General features: G+C 69.5%; 14 protein-coding genes. 9 read left to right on the top strand and 5 right to left on the bottom strand.

Annotation, left to right across the window (positions count from 1 at the left end; translation table 11 throughout):
• Nucleotides 1-14: 14 nt before the first annotated feature.
• The gene (locus BLW78_RS03785) at nucleotides 15-539 is read right to left on the bottom strand and encodes a DUF3280 domain-containing protein (RefSeq protein WP_091676790.1); all 525 of its coding nucleotides are present in this window, start codon (nucleotides 537-539) and stop codon (nucleotides 15-17) included.
• Nucleotides 540-725: 186 nt separating this feature from the next.
• Here BLW78_RS03785 and BLW78_RS03780 point away from each other — a divergent pair, with 186 nt between their 5' ends.
• The 9 genes from BLW78_RS03780 (at nucleotide 726) to BLW78_RS03740 (ending at nucleotide 9,518) form a co-directional block, all read left to right on the top strand.
• Nucleotides 726-1,997 carry an ABC transporter substrate-binding protein gene (locus BLW78_RS03780; protein WP_091676787.1) on the top strand — a complete coding sequence of 424 codons (1,272 nt, stop codon included), beginning with the start codon at nucleotides 726-728 and terminating at the stop codon, nucleotides 1,995-1,997.
• 121 nt (nucleotides 1,998-2,118) lie between these two features.
• Entirely contained in the window at nucleotides 2,119-3,102 is a 984-nt protein-coding gene (locus BLW78_RS03775) for a YVTN family beta-propeller repeat protein (protein WP_091676784.1), read from the top strand.
• Between the two features lie 67 nt (nucleotides 3,103-3,169).
• On the top strand, nucleotides 3,170-3,604 hold the full coding sequence (locus BLW78_RS03770) for a cupredoxin domain-containing protein (RefSeq protein ID WP_081636452.1): 435 nt from the start codon (nucleotides 3,170-3,172) through the stop codon (nucleotides 3,602-3,604).
• Nucleotides 3,604-3,846, top strand: coding sequence for a hypothetical protein (locus tag BLW78_RS03765; RefSeq protein ID WP_091676782.1), 243 nt, complete (start codon nucleotides 3,604-3,606; stop codon nucleotides 3,844-3,846). The genes BLW78_RS03770 and BLW78_RS03765 overlap by 1 nt, the downstream gene beginning before the upstream one ends.
• Nucleotides 3,843-4,592 carry an ABC transporter ATP-binding protein gene (locus BLW78_RS03760; RefSeq protein ID WP_091676780.1) on the top strand — a complete coding sequence of 250 codons (750 nt, stop codon included), beginning with the start codon at nucleotides 3,843-3,845 and terminating at the stop codon, nucleotides 4,590-4,592. The genes BLW78_RS03765 and BLW78_RS03760 overlap by 4 nt, the downstream gene beginning before the upstream one ends.
• Nucleotides 4,589-5,482 carry an ABC transporter permease gene (locus BLW78_RS03755; RefSeq protein ID WP_020092089.1) on the top strand — a complete coding sequence of 298 codons (894 nt, stop codon included), beginning with the start codon at nucleotides 4,589-4,591 and terminating at the stop codon, nucleotides 5,480-5,482. Before BLW78_RS03760 ends, BLW78_RS03755 begins: the two co-directional genes overlap by 4 nt.
• A gap of 13 nt (nucleotides 5,483-5,495) precedes the next feature.
• Nucleotides 5,496-6,134: a hypothetical protein gene (locus tag BLW78_RS03750; protein WP_091676777.1), complete on the top strand. Its 639-nt coding sequence runs from the start codon at nucleotides 5,496-5,498 to the stop codon at nucleotides 6,132-6,134.
• A 247-nt stretch (nucleotides 6,135-6,381) separates the two neighbouring features.
• Complete coding sequence (locus BLW78_RS03745) at nucleotides 6,382-8,952, top strand: TonB-dependent receptor (RefSeq protein ID WP_091676773.1); 2,571 nt, start codon at nucleotides 6,382-6,384, stop codon at nucleotides 8,950-8,952.
• A 212-nt stretch (nucleotides 8,953-9,164) separates the two neighbouring features.
• Nucleotides 9,165-9,518 carry a hypothetical protein gene (locus BLW78_RS03740; RefSeq protein WP_091676771.1) on the top strand — a complete coding sequence of 118 codons (354 nt, stop codon included), beginning with the start codon at nucleotides 9,165-9,167 and terminating at the stop codon, nucleotides 9,516-9,518.
• A gap of 41 nt (nucleotides 9,519-9,559) precedes the next feature.
• Here the strand turns inward: BLW78_RS03740 and BLW78_RS03735 are convergent, their stop codons facing one another.
• The 4 genes from BLW78_RS03735 to BLW78_RS03720 form a co-directional block, all read right to left on the bottom strand.
• Entirely contained in the window at nucleotides 9,560-11,077 is a 1,518-nt protein-coding gene (locus BLW78_RS03735) for an undecaprenyl-phosphate glucose phosphotransferase (protein ID WP_091676768.1), read from the bottom strand.
• A gap of 144 nt (nucleotides 11,078-11,221) precedes the next feature.
• The gene (locus tag BLW78_RS03730; RefSeq protein ID WP_091676765.1) at nucleotides 11,222-12,421 is read right to left on the bottom strand and encodes a glycosyltransferase family 4 protein; all 1,200 of its coding nucleotides are present in this window, start codon (nucleotides 12,419-12,421) and stop codon (nucleotides 11,222-11,224) included.
• A 141-nt stretch (nucleotides 12,422-12,562) separates the two neighbouring features.
• The gene (locus BLW78_RS03725; RefSeq protein WP_020092095.1) at nucleotides 12,563-13,246 is read right to left on the bottom strand and encodes a PAQR family membrane homeostasis protein TrhA; all 684 of its coding nucleotides are present in this window, start codon (nucleotides 13,244-13,246) and stop codon (nucleotides 12,563-12,565) included.
• 150 nt (nucleotides 13,247-13,396) lie between these two features.
• Nucleotides 13,397-14,500 (bottom strand): COX15/CtaA family protein, encoded by a 1,104-nt coding sequence (locus BLW78_RS03720; RefSeq protein ID WP_091676762.1) that lies wholly within the window; start codon nucleotides 14,498-14,500, stop codon nucleotides 13,397-13,399.
• Between the last annotated feature and the right edge of the window lie 96 nt (nucleotides 14,501-14,596).

The raw sequence follows: 14,596 nt of genomic DNA, 5'->3' as shown, positions 1-14,596 counted from the left end.
TTGAACGGGCCGTCTCAGGACTTCCCGGGCAGCCGCTCGGCGAGCAGGCGGTTCTTGACCACCCAACGCATCGCGTGCGCCCAGGTATCGTCGGTGTCGGCCCGGATCGTCACCTGCCCGCCGCGCACCACCTTGCCGGTATCGGCTTCGGCGATCGCGACGCTCAGGTTGAAGATCTGGCCGGACCCCTTCTCCACATAACCGGTCACGACGAGGTCCGCACCCAGGCTCTTGGCGATGTCGGCCGCGCAGCCGTTGCATTTGTAGAGCGGCCCCTCCTTGGCCACGACGTCGGCCTTGGGCGCGGTATCGACGATCTCCAGACCGGCCTTGTCGCGCAGGGCGTTGCGCAACTCGTCGGTGACGAGGGCGAGCTTCCGGGCGTCCACCGGCCGCGTCCGGGATCCGTAGGCGGCACCGGGATCGAACAGCTCGACCGGGAAGACGGCGGCCTTCTCGGCGGCGCCGGCCGCACCGGGCAGGGCGGTCCACAGGACGACGCCGCAGGCGAGCGCGGCGCGGAGAGACGTGTGGCGCATCGGCGGGAGCTTCCTCTCGAGGCGTGCGACCGCCCGAGGCGGCGGCATCGTTCCCGCCATAGGTCGGGCGAAGGGACAATTTGGCAATGTACTTCCGCGCCCGCCTATCCCACGACGGTAACGTGAACGTCGGGACGAGACGCCGCGGTTGAGCGGCCTGAGCGGAAGCTGATAGAGGCCGCGCGCATGCACCATCCTGCACCCGACACGGCCCTCCGGCACAAGACGCGCCCGTCCTGGCTGCGCGCGGCCGCCGTCGCGCTCGCCATCGCCCCGGCGGCGGCGCGGGCCGAGGACCCGGCGCCGGCCGCGGCGGCGCAGCCGGCCCAGGCCGCCGCTCCGCAGGCGCTCGAGACCCATGTCGGCCTGATCTACCGGCCGCAGCCCGCCCCGTCCTCGTACGATGCCGAGGCGGCGCCGGAGGACGAGGGCCTGGCCGGTGCCAAGATGGGCATCGCCGACAACAACACCACCGGCCGCTTCACCAAGCAGACCTACGTCCTCGACGAGGTCGCCCTGACCGACGACAAGCCGGACGCCGTGGCGGCGGCCAAGGAGCTGATCGGCAAGGGCGTGCGCTACCTGGTCCTGGCGCTCCCCGCCGACGCGGTTCTGGCCGTGGCCGACGCCGTCAAGGACACGGGCGCGGTCGTGCTCAACGCGGGGGCGTCCGACGATCGTCTGCGCGGCGCCGAGTGCCGGGCCAACGTGTTCCACATCCTGCCGTCGCGGGCGATGCTCACCGACGCCCTGGCGCAGTACCTGACCGTGATGCGCTGGCGGAAGCTCTTCCTGATCGTCGGCCCGACCGACGCCGACAAGGCCTACGCCGACGCGATGCGCAACTCGGCGCGGAAGTTCGCGCTTAAGATCACCGCCGAGAAGCCCTGGACCTTCGGCCCCCTCGCCAAGGCGCGCGGCGACACGCCGACCCGCGCCGAGGCGATGGTCTTCACCCGGGGCCTCGACTACGACATGGCCATCGTGGCCGACGAGGAGGGCGACTGGGGCGACTACGTGCCCTACCGCACCGTCGATCCGCGCCCCGTCGGCGGCACGCAGGCGCTGACGCCGACGACTTGGTCCCCCGTGCTGGAGACCTGGGGCGCCGCGCAGGCCCAGAACCGGTTCCGGCGGCTCGCCTCCCGGCTGATGCGCCCGCTGGACTATCAGGTCTGGGCCGCGGTGCGGACGGTGGGCGAGGCCGTGACGGCCAAGAAGACCAACGACCCAGCCGTGATCGCCCCGTACCTCGTCGAGCCCGCCTTCACGCTGCCGGCCTACAAGGGCGTGCCGCTGAGCTTCCGGCCCTGGGACCACCAGCTCCGGCAGGCGATCATCGTGGTACAGCCGAAGGCGCTGGTCTCCGTCGCGCCGGAGCAGGGTTTCCTGCACCAGCGCACGCCCCTCGACACGCTGGGCGTCGACCTCCCCGAGACCACCTGCAAGTTCAAGTGAACCCGCGGCCTGCGGCGATGGCGAGCGGCCAAGGCCCTCGCAACGCGCGGAAATCGCACTACAAATGTCCCCCGAGAACGTCCGCCCAGGGCGCCGGGCCGTCGCAAGGGAAGGAAACCGTATGAGCCGCCGCGTCGAGGCATGTCTGAGTGGGGTCGCCCTCGGTGCGTGGTTCGCCCTGTGCGGGCCGGCCGCCGCCTTCACCGCCTACGTGACGAACGAGAAGGGCAACTCGGTCAGCGTCATCGACACCAACACGATGGCGGTGACGGCGACGTGGAAGGTCGGGCGGCGCCCGCGCGGTGTGACCGTCTCCAAGGATGGCAAGGAGCTGTTCGTCTGCGCGAGCGACGACGACCGGATCGACGTGCTCGACACCGGTTCCGGAAAGGTGGTGCGCTCGCTGCGCTCCGGGCCGGATCCGGAGCAGTTCATCCTCGACGCCTCCGGGAACCCGCTCTACGTGGCCAACGAGGACGACAGCCAGGTCACGATCATCGACATCGAGAAGAACAAGGTGCTCGCCGAGGTACCGGTGGGCGTCGAGCCGGAGGGGATGGGCCTGTCGCCGGACGGGAAGATCCTCGTCAACACCTCCGAGACGACCAACATGGCCCACTTCATCGACACGAAGACATTCCAGGTCATCGACAACGTGCTGGTCGACGCCCGGCCGCGCTTCGCCGAGTTCACCGCCGACGGCAAGTTCCTGTGGGTCTCGGCGGAGGTCGGCGGCACGGTGAGCGTGATCGACGTCGCCCAGCGCCGCGTGATCAGGAAGATCGCCTTCAAGATCCCGGGCGTGAACGACGAGGCGATCCAGCCGGTGGGCATCCGGATCACCAAGGACGGATCCAAGGCCTTCGTGGCCCTCGGGCCGGCGAACCGCGTCGCCGTGATCGACGCCAAGACCTACGCGGTCGAGAAGTATCTGCCGGTCGGCCAGCGGGTCTGGCAGCTGGCCTTCACGCCTGACCAGAAGCAGCTCTTCACCACGAACGGTACCTCTAACGACGTCTCGGTGATCGACGTGGCCGCCGAGAAGGTGGTGAAGAGCATCCCGGTCGGGCTCCTGCCTTGGGGCGTGGCGATCTCGCCGAACTGATCCGCGCGACCTCCGGGCGCCGAGCGAGGACGGCCGCGCGCGACGCGGCCCTAGGGTGGAACACGACATGACACGCATGTTTCGAACGGCGGCCCTCGGCCTGGCAGGGCTGCTCGCCGCGGCACCGGCCAGTGCCCTCGACCTGACCAAGAAGCGGGAGAACCTGCCCGACCTCGTCCTGGGCGACGATCAGGGCAACGACTTCGTGGTCGAGAACAAGGACATCACGCTGGAATCCGGCAAGGCCTACCGGCTACGGATCGTCGCCAAGGGGCGCCAGGAATACAAATTCTACGCGCCGGAGTTCTTCCGCTACATCTGGTTCAACCAGATCGTGATCGAGCACAAGGAGATCCACGGCGGCGGCCCACCCGATCACCTGGAGTTCGACGATCCCGGCGAGATCGCCATCGAGTTCGTCGCGATCAAGCCCGGCACCTACACGTGGTCGGTGCACGGCCTGGAGTCCAAGGGCATGACCGGCACGCTGACGGTGAAGTGATGCGCCTCCTCCTCCTCTCCGCCTGCCTCCTCGCCGCCGGCCCGGCCCTCGCGGCCGACGACGCCGCGTCCTGCGCCGAGGGCATCACGATGATCCGCGACGCCCTCGCCCTGAACCCGCCCGAGACGGCGGTGCCGAAGCTCAGGAAGGCCCTGCGGGTGGCCGAGCGGGAGCAGAAGGAGGGCGAGTTCGACGAGTGCCTCGACGCCGTCTCCGACGCCCGGAAGGTCCTGGGCCGATGAGCGCGACCGAGCCGGCGGCCCTCCTGATCGAGCATGTCGGCCACAAGTTCGGCGCCCGCGCCGCGCTGGACGACGTCTCGATCACGGTGGAGCGTGGCCACTTCGCCGCGCTGCTGGGGCCGAACGGCGCCGGCAAGACGACGCTGTTCTCGGTCATCACCCGGCTCTACAACAACCAGACCGGACGGGTCTCGATCTTCGGCCACGCCCTGGATCGCGAGCCGTCCCGGGCGCTGGCGCGGCTCGGCGTCGTGTTCCAGGCCCGGACCCTCGACACCGATCTCACCGTCGAGCAGAACCTCCTCTACCACGCGAGCCTGCACGGCATCGCCCGCCGTCCCGCCAAGGTGCGTGTCGGCGAATTGCTCGACCGCGTCGGCCTGGCGGACCGGCGCCACGACAAGGTGCGCACGCTCTCGGGCGGCCAGTCGCGCCGGATCGAGATCGCCCGCTCGCTGATCCACCGCCCGGACCTGCTGCTCCTCGACGAGCCCAGCGTCGGCCTCGACCTCGAGTCGCGGGCCGACATCGTGGCGATCGTCCGCGCCCTGGTGCGGGAGGAGGGCTTGTCGGTGCTCTGGGCGACCCACATCTTCGAGGAGATCGCGGACGACGACGACGCCGTGGTGCTGCACCGGGGCCGGATCGTCGCCCGGGGCCGGGCCGGCGGGATCGGCAGGCCCGGCGAGGCGCTCGCCGACGCGTTCCGCCGCCTGGTCGCCGAGCCGGGGAGGGCGGCGGCATGACGAACCCGACACCGCTCGCCACCCGGATCGGCACCGCCCCGCCGCGCGGCCAGGCCGCGCGGATCGGCCGCCTCGACGCGGTCGGCTACCTGATCTGCCTCGGCGGCATCGTCCGCCGCGAGCTGCTGCGCTTCTTCAATCAGAAGGAGCGGTTCTTCTCGGCGCTAGTCCGGCCGCTGGTCTGGCTGTTCATCTTCGCGGCCGGCTTCCGCAACACGCTCGGCGTGTCCATCGAGCCGCCCTACCAGACCTACGTGCTCTACGAGGTCTACGTGGTCCCGGGCCTCGCCGTGATGATCCAGCTGTTCAACGGCATGCAATCGTCGCTGTCCATGGTCTACGACCGCGAGGTCGGCTCGATGAAGGTGCTGCTCACCTCGCCCTATCCGCGGTGGCTGCTCCTGCTCGCCAAGCTGATCGCCGGCGTCGCCGTGTCGATCGTGCAGGCCTACGCGTTCCTGGCCGTGGCGTATTTCTGGGAGAGCGACATCCCGTGGCTGGGCTACCTCGCGGCCCTGCCGGCTTTCCTGGCCACGGGGCTGATGCTGGGGGCGATCGGGCTGTTCCTGTCCTCGCTGGTCCGCCAGCTCGAGAACTTCGCCAGCGTGATGAACTTCGTGATCTTCCCGATGTTCTTCGCCTCGTCGGCCCTCTACCCCCTGTGGCGGATCCGGGAATCCTCCGAGACCCTCTACTGGATCTGCGAGCTGAACCCGTTCAGCCACGCGGTCCAGCTCGTCCGCTACGCCCTCTACCTCCAGTTCGAGCCGGTCGCCTGCGCCGTGGTGCTGGGCGTGGGGCTCGCCTTCTTCGGCATGGCGGTGGTCGCCTACGACCCCGGCCGCGGCATCATGGCCCGGCGCGGCGGCCCGGCCGGCGACAACACCTGATGGAGTCCGCCCAATGAACGTCCTCCTGACCCGCATCGTCGGCCCGGCGCTGGGGCTCGCGATCCTCGCCGGTCCCGCCCTGGCGCAGCCGAAGCAGGATCCGGATTGGCCCTGCGTCCAGCGCAAGGTCGCCACACTTAGCCCCGGCCAATTCTGGACCGGCCCCGACGTGGAGGCCGCCGGCGACTGGGGCAGCGACAACGACGCCGCCGTCCTGGCGCAGAAGATCGCGTCGCGCCGCACCGACCTCTCGCAGGTCGGCCCGCTCCTCGACACGTTCGCGGAGAAGTTCGGCTCCGACAAGGACGCGAAGGACAAGGCCCTGACCCGCGTCTACGCCGGCGTGTTCGAGGTGCTGAACGGCGAGCGCAACAAGGTGGTGGGTGGCATCGCGCGCTACGCGCAGGGCCAGCGCCGGATGGCCGAGCGAATCCGCGACGAGGCCGACAAGATCAGTCAGGTGAAGGACGCGCCGAGCGCCTCCGACGCCACGGAACTCCCGAAGGACCAGTCCGAGCTGGAGACGAAGTTCGCCTGGGATCGCCGGATCTTTCAGGAGCGAAGCCAGTCGCTGACCTATGTCTGCGAGGTTCCGCAGCTGCTCGAGCAGCGGCTCGGCGAGATCGCGCGCCTGATTCAGGCGCGGCTCTGACCCCGCGCCAGCGATCATTGCCAAACTATCCCGGGCAGATTGCCGAAATATCCTTAAGTGCCTGAAATCTTTACCGAAACTGTTGCTGTTTAACCACGTGGCGGCGGCTTCGGTCGGCGCGGCCCGGAAATGAGGCCGAAACGCGTCTCACGTGTTCTTGAACCAATTGTGCGCGTTCCCGGCACCCGCCAAGAAAGACCCAAGCTCGGCAGTCACGAGCACGTGTTTGGGTTTGAGGGGGTTGGGGATGTCACTTCGGGCGCTTCGGAGCAGCCTGGTCGCGTCGGCATCGGTTCTCGCCGGGACGGTTCTCCCGGCGGCGGTGCAGGCTCAGCAATCGGTCACGCTCGGCGAGATCAGCGTCGTCTCGACGTCGCCGGTCGGGTCCGGCGGCGGAAATTCGAGCCAGGCGCAGATCTTCAACGGTCCCGGACCGGTGCCGCCGGCCGGCTCCCTGGGACCGAGCACCGGCGTGCGGCTGCGCGGCTCCGAGCAGCCGCTCTACAAGATCCCCAGCACCGTCGAATCGGTCACGGCGAGCGATATCACGATCGATCGCGCCAGCGACAACCTGACCACGACGCTGGCCCGCCGCACGCCCGGCATCAACGTCTCGGACTCGCAGGGCAACAACAACCGCGTCGACATCACCTACCGCGGCTTCACGGCCTCGCCCGTGCAGGGCGTGCCGCAGGGCCTCGCCGTGTATCAGAACGGCGTGCGCATCAACGAGGCCTTCGGCGACATCGTCAACTTCGACCTGATCCCGCCGCAGGCAATCCAGCGCATCGACGTGGTCACCGGCAACCCGGTCTTCGGCCTCAACGCGCTCGGCGGAGCGGTCAACATCCAGATGAAGAACGGCTTCACCTGGCAGGGCACCGAGATCTCGGCCTGGGGCGGCTCGGACGCGCGCACCGCCGGCTATCTCGAGTACGGCAAGGTCTCCGGCCCGTGGAGCGTCTACTTCACCGGCGACGGCCTGAACGACCGCGGCTGGCGCTACGAGAGCCCGAGCACGATCGGCCGTCTCTACGGTGACATCGGCTACCGCTCGCAGGATGCGGAGTTCCACCTGATCGGGCTCGCCGCCCGCAGCTTCTTCGGCGCGGCCGCGGCCACGCCGGTGGACTTCACCCACCGCGACCCGCGGGCGATCTTCACCTTCCCGCAGACCACCACCACCGAGGTCGGCACGCTCCAGCTGACCGGCCGGGTCGACATCTCGCCGACCTGGGACCTCGCCGGCAACGCCTATTTCCGCCGCTTCAGCCAGACCTACGTCGACGGCAACGACGGCAACTTCGAGAACTGCAGCACACGCTCCAGCTTCCGCGGCAACCTCTGCTTCGAGGATGACGGGTTCAGCCCGGCGGCCGGACAGTCGCAGCTCGCCTTCCGCAACCAGTTCCTGATCCTGGGGCAGCAAAACCAGCGCATCCCGTTCCGGGCGGGCATCCCGTACGGCACGCTGGACACGACCCGGACGGAAGCTACAGGCTTCGGCGGCTCGCTCCAGGCCGCCAACCGCGACCGGATCTTCGGCTTGTCCAACACCTTCGTGGTCGGCGGCAGCATCGACGCGGCCAATTACGGCTTCAAGTCGTCCAGCACGCTCGGCGTCATCAACCCGGATCTGTCGATCACAACCAACCCGAGCAACCCGTTCTACGGCAACGTCCCGGGCCTCGGCACGCCGCAGCTACGGACCGCCGGCGCGCTCGGCATCGCGCCGAGCTCGGTCAACGGCTCCAACCTCTACATGGGTCTCTACACCCTCGACACGCTCGACGTGACCGACCGGCTGTCGCTGACCGCCGGCGCCCGGCTCAACTTCGCGCGCATCCAGAGCGAGGACCTGACCGGCTTCTCGCCGGACGTGACCGGCACGCACTACTTCAACAAGATCAACCCGGTCGCCGGCCTGACCTACCGGTTCTTCGACGCGCTGAACCTCTACGGCAGCTACTCGGAGTCGAACCGCGCCCCGACCCCGCTGGAGCTGGCCTGCGCCAACCCGGACCGGCCGTGCCTGCTGCCGAACTCGCTGGTGGCCGACCCGCCGCTCAAGCAGGTCACCGGACGGACCTACGAGGTCGGCTTCCGCGGCCAGCTGCCGAACACCTATGACGGCGGCATCATCACCTACAAGATCGGCGCCTTCCGCACCGATCTCGCCAACGACATCCTGTCGCTGGCCACCCCCGGCAACACCGCCCGCGCCTACTTCGTCAACGTGCCGTCGACGCAGCGGCAGGGCATCGAGGTCGGCGGCGAGTACACGGCCGATTACCTGCGGGTCTACGCCAACTACGCGCTGGTCGACGCGACCTTCCAGTTCAACGGCACCCTGTCGTCGCCCAACAACCCGCTCGCGGATGACGGCGCGATCCAGGTCCGCAAGGGCAACGTCGTGCCGCTGGTGCCGACCCACCAGATCAAGGCCGGGTTCGACTACTTCGTCACGCCCAACTGGCAGTTCGGCCTCTACCTCCAGGCCTTCTCCTCGTCCTACTTCCGCGGCGACGAGTCGAACCTGAACCGCAAGCTGCCGCCCTACTACGTTCTGAACTTCCAGACGAAGTATCAGGTGACGAAGAACCTCGAGGTCTTCGGCCTCATCACCAACCTGACCAACAACCGCTACACCACGTTCGGCACCTACGCCGAGCCAGGCGCGGTGGCCGGCAACCTGCGGATCAGCGATCCGCGGACCACCACCCTGGCGCAGCCCTTCTCGGTCTACGCCGGCATCCGCTACGCCTTCGGCGCCGACCCTGTGCCGATGTCGCCGGAGCCGATCATCCGGAAGTACTGATCCGTCAGCATGTCGAGAGGCGGGCGCCTCCCGCGGCCAGAGGGCCGCGCGGGGCGCCCGTCGCGTTCCGGAGCGGCCGCATGCGGCCTCCTGTCTCGGGAACGGGCCCCTTCGCCCGGCGTCTCCCCGGTAGCCGCACCGGCGCATCACCGCCCGCTCACGCATGAGGGGTCGGCGCCGGCCGCATCCCGACACCGTGGAGCCTCGTCTCGATGATCATCCGTTTCGCCGTCGCAGCCCTGGCCCTGGCGGCCGCCACGCCGGCCCTGGCGACCCCGTGCTCCGACGAGGTCGACACGCTGCAGCGGCGGCTCGACAGTGCCGGCGCCGCCTCGGTGACCGGCACGACCCCGCCCGGCGGCACCACGTCCTCGAACTCGCCCAAGGCCCTCGACACGCCGCCGGCGCTCACCAAGTCGGACGCCGCCGTGAAGCCCACCGCCTCGGGCGTGGAGGAGGCCAAGAAGCTGGTCGCCCAGGCGCGCCAGCAGGACAAGGCCGGCGACGCCCAGGGCTGCCGCGACACGATCCTGAAGGCCAAGGAGAAGGCCGGCGCGCTGCCGTAGCGGGCTTCCGGCCGGCACCGCTCCGGTGCCGGCCCTTCCGCTCAGTAGGCGTTCTCGGTCTTGAACAGCGCGAACGGCGTGGTCAGCAGGATCTGCAGGTCGAGCAGCACCGACCAGTTCTCAATGTAGTAGAGGTCGTGCTCGACGCGCCGCTGCAGCTTCTCTGAGGTGTCGGTCTCGCCGCGCCAGCCGTTGACCTGCGCCCATCCGGTGATGCCGGGCTTCACCTTGTGGCGCGCGAAGTAGCCGTCGACCACTTGGTCGTAGAGTGTGTTGGCGGCTTTGGCCTGCAACGCGTGCGGGCGCGGCCCGACCAGCGAGAGATCGCCCTTGAGCACGTTGAACAGCTGCGGTAGCTCGTCGAGCGAGGTCTTCCGGATGAAGCGCCCGACCGGCGTGACCCGGGGATCGCCCCGTGTCACCATCTTGGTCGCGCCGGCATCGCACTGATCCACGTACATCGAGCGGAACTTGTAGACCTCGATCAGCTCGTTGTTGAACCCGTGGCGCTTCTGCCGGAACAGCACCGGCCCGCGCGATGTCAGCCGGACCGCGAGGGCGATGACCAGCATGAGCGGCGATAGCGCCAGCAGCATCATCAAGCCGACGCAGCGGTCGAACAGCGCCTTCACCACGACGTCCCAATCGGCGATCGGACGGTCGAACACGTCCAGCACCGGGACGGAGCCCAGATACGAGTAGCTGCGCGGGCGCAGGCGCAGCTTTGCGGCGTGCGCCGAGAGGCGGATGTCGATCGGCAGGACCCAGAGCTTGGCGAGCATCTGGAGGATCCGGGCCTCCGCGGTGATCGGGATCGTGAAGACGATCAGGTCGAGCCGGGCGTGCCGCGCGTAGGCGACGAGGTCGTCGACGTTGCCGAGCTTTGGGTGCCCCGCCACCACGTCTGAGGAGCGATCGGCATTGCGGTCGTCGAACACCCCGACGATGCGGATGCCGCTCTCGCTCTGCGTCTCCAGGGCGGCGATCAGGTCCTCCGCGGGCTGTCCGCCGCCCACGATTGCGGTGCGCCGGTCGAACCGTCCCGCCCGGGTCTGGGCATCGATGATGCGGAAAAGGACGAAGCGGCCGACCAGCAGCATCGCGAGGCCGGTGCCGAAGAAGGTCGCGAGCCAGAGGCGCGAGTAGTGGTCGGCGACCTTGGCCAGCACGAGGCCGGCGGCGACCATCAGGAACGTCATCGACCACGCAGCGATCAGCCGGACGGCGGTCTTGAAGAAGCTCCGGAAGGCGGCGACCCGGTAGCCGCCGGACGCCTGGATCAGCGTCACGGTGATCACCGCGATCATGCCGATCGCGCCCGCGTAGGTCAGCCCGAACGGGACGCGGCCGCGGAGCATCAGCACGTGCAGCAATGCGCCCAAGCCGAAGATGAGCGCGCATTCCAGCCCGCGCACCAGACCGGCCACCACGACGGGCGAGATCGCCGTCGGGCCGGGGACGGCGGTCTCGGCGAGGGGCACGCTGCTCGTGGCCGGGGTCGAGGACGCCTCCATCGGGACGGCGGCCTCGAGAAGATCGCGAATGTCGAACGCGCTCATCGATCGGCTCCCCCCGAGCCTTGCGGTTGCTGCCTCGGCGAAACCTTGGCACGGGGCGTTGTGGGAACATTTAAGAGCGCGGGCGCCGCCGCCTTTTCCACCGCGGCGCACAGGCCCCCGTTCCTCTTGCTGCTGGTCTCGTCGTCAGGCGGTCCGGGCCCCGGCGATCGCGCGCGGTGCGGGATCGCGGCGCTCCGCGCGGGCCTCGAAGGCCGCGGCGTAGCCGGAGATCACCTCGCTGCCCATGCGTTCCAGGGAGAAGCGCTGCCGGATCGAGGCGCTCAGACTCTGCGTCCGCTCGGCCAGGGCCTCCGGCGCGGCGTCGAGGACCCGTCGGATCCCCTCCACGAGCGCCGCCGGGTCGCGCGACGGCACGAGGTCGCGCGCGGCCGCGCCGAAGATCTCCGGGATTCCGCCGACCCGAGTGGCGACCAGGGGCTGCGCCGCCGCGGCAGCTTCCAGCACGACGTAGGGCAGCGACTCCGCGAGCGACGGGACGACGAGGATCCGCCCGCGTGCGAGCACGGAGCGGATCGCCTGCGGCGGCTCGAACGCCACCGCGTCGGCGAGGCCGAGCCGCGCAACGGTGTCGCGAAGGATCTCGGCATCCGGTCCCGACCCGACGAGGAGCAGGCGCAGCGCCCGGCCCTCGGCCCGCAGCCGGACAAGGGCCTCGAGCAGGTAGGGCAGGCCCTTGGCCTCCCGCAGCTCGCCGACATAGAGCAGGTCGAAGGGCTCGGCGACGCGGTCCAGCGGCGCGAACTCGGCCTCGGCGATGCCGTTGTGCACGATCCGCGTCACGCGCTCGGGACCGCCGACGAAGCTCCGATGGCGGCCGGCGACGTACTCGCTCTCGAACAGGAACGCGTCGGTGCGGCGGGCGAGCACCGCCTCGGCACCCATGTAGAGGCGGTGCAGCGGGCTGCCCGGCCGGTAATTGTAGCTGCCGCCGTGCGGCGTGTAGGCGCGGATCGCCGGACCCGCCGCGGCGAGCCGGGCATAGGCCCCGCCCTTGGCGCCGTGTCCGTGCAGGACCTCCGCGCCGACCTCCGCGGCCCTCTGCGCCACGGCCCGGAGGCAGGACCAGTCCGACGGATGCGGATTGCGGCGCATCGGCAGCCGGACAAGGCCGAGGTCCAGGCAGGGCACCAGGTCCGCCAGGGCGCCCGCAGCGCGGTCGCCGCCGGTGCTGGAATCACAGACGAGACCGACATGGTGCCCCGCGGCCGCCTGGAGGCGAGCGAGATCCATGACGTGCCGGAACAAGCCGCCCACCGGCGCGCGGAACACGTGCAGGATCCGGTAACGCTGAGCGATGCCAGAGTCGTTCGTCTTCGGGACCACGGTCCAGCTCCCGGGAATATCAGTCCCCAGGTTGTGGTGCACCCGTGGTCGCAGGAAACTTAAAGCAGGTCGCCGCGTCTCGACCTTTCCATCAGGACGGTAACCGGAATTTTACGCGCACGATCGCAATCGATCCCAACGCTACGTCATCGGCGAGCCGTTCAGGCTGGCCCAGATCGTCCCGTAGTGGCAGGCCGTGGCGGCGAGGACGAAGCCGTGCCAGATCGCGTTCTGGAAGGGCAGGGTCCGCCAGATGTGGAACACGACGCCGATCGAATAGAGCGCTCCGCCCATTCCCAAGAGCCACAGGGCGGTCGGCTGAAGCGCCGCGATCACTGATTCGTAGGCGAACAACCCGCTCCAGCCGAGCAACAGGTAGAGCCCGATCGACAGGCGGTCGAACCGGCCCGGCAGAAACAGCTTCACGGCGATCCCGATGAGGGCCACGACCCAGATCATCGCCAGGAGCGCGTAGGCCCGCGGGCCCGACCCGACGAGGGCCACCAGCGGCGTGTAGGTCCCGGCGATCATCAGGTAGATCAGCGCGTGATCGGCGCGGCGCAGGAGCCATTTGCGCGGGCTCACAGGGTAGAGATTGTAGACGGCCGAGACGCCGAGCATCAGGACGAGGGCCGTGGCGTACACGACAACGGCCGCACGTTCGCCGAGCCCGAGATGCGCCGTGACCGCGGTCGCCACCAGGGCAACGGCACCGGCGAGGCCGAGCACCACGCCGAGACCGTGGATCACGCCATCCGCCATGATCTCCCGCGGCGTGTAGTGCCAGGTCAGGGAGAGCGGTCGACCATCCTCCGCGAGAGACATCTTGAAGCCTCCTGCCACGCGTGCAGCTTAAAGCTTGAGAAGTCTTAGTCGTTCCATGTGCAGATTGCTGATGGGGAGTTATCCCAAGGTTCCACTGAAAGCGGTAAAAGTCTCGTGCGGCGCAGCAAGGTCGCTGCACCGCACGAGAGCCTAGATGCGGCCGGCGGCGAGCCCCTCGAAGCCCAGCGGCGGCTCGGCGGCTGCGGGCTCGACCAGGCCGGATCCCCGGCCGAGGCGGGCATGGACGGTGGCCATCGTGAGCACCGCCATGGCGAGCACCTGATGCGCGAGCGCCGCCCAGAGCGGCACGGCGAGGAGCAGCGTCGCGATCCCAAGCGCCATCTGGGCGAGGACGAGGATGACGACCCCCGTGGCCCGCCCAGCCGCGCTCTTCGGGCCGGTGAGCCGGGCGTCGACGGCGTGCAGCACCGCCACGACGAAGACGAGGTAGGCCGTCACTCGGTGGTCGAACTGAACCAAGGCGTGGTTGTCGATAAAATTCTCGATCCACGGCCGGATCGCGAACAGGCTGTCCAGCGGCGGGACGAGATGGCCGTCCATGGTCGGCCATGTGTTGTAGACGAGGCCGGCATGCGAGCCGGCAACGAGGCCACCGAGGAAGATCTGCACTAGGACGAGGATCGGCAGCAGCAGGGCGGTCGCCCGCAGGCGCGCCGGGGCCGGCGCCAGGACGCCGGGGCGCTGGCCCGCGGCCAGCCAGACCAGCCCGGCCAGGATCAGGCTCGCGGTGGTGAGGTGCAGGGCGAGCTTGAGCGGCGCCACGGCCGTCATGCCGGGCTGGAGGCCCGAGGCGACCATGATCCAGCCGATGGCGCCCTGGAGGCCGCCGAGCGCGCCGAGACCGAGCAGGCCGAGGCCGAGCCGCCGGCTGATCCGGCCCTGCCACCAGAACACGATCAGCGGCAGGAAGAACACGAGGCCGATCACGCGGCCGAGCAGGCGATGGCCCCATTCCCAGCCATACAGCACCTTGAAGGCCGACAACCCCATCCCCTGGTTGAGGATGTTGTATTGCGGCGTGTCCCTGTACTTGGCGAACTCGGCCGCCCAGTCGGCCTCGGTGAGCGGCGGGATCGCGCCCGTGACAGGGCGCCACTCGGTGATCGACAGGCCGGACCCGGTCAGCCGCGTCGCGCCGCCGACCGCCACCATGGCGACCACCAGGGCCGCGACCACGTAGAGCCAGGCTCGCACCGCCCCCGACCGCCGGTCGCCCGCGCCGCTCATGTCCATGCACGTCCCTTCCGCGGAGACCGGGATGCTCCCCGCGGTGTCCGGGTTAGGGGATGTCCGGTCGCCCATCAACGGCGCCGGCGCCGCAGCCCGCGT

This window comes from Methylobacterium sp. 275MFSha3.1, assembly GCF_900108435.1.
GTDB lineage: Bacteria > Pseudomonadota > Alphaproteobacteria > Rhizobiales > Beijerinckiaceae > Methylobacterium.
The sequence above is the reverse complement of the archived record's forward strand: the minus strand, read 5'-3'. Positions and strand labels throughout refer to the sequence as shown.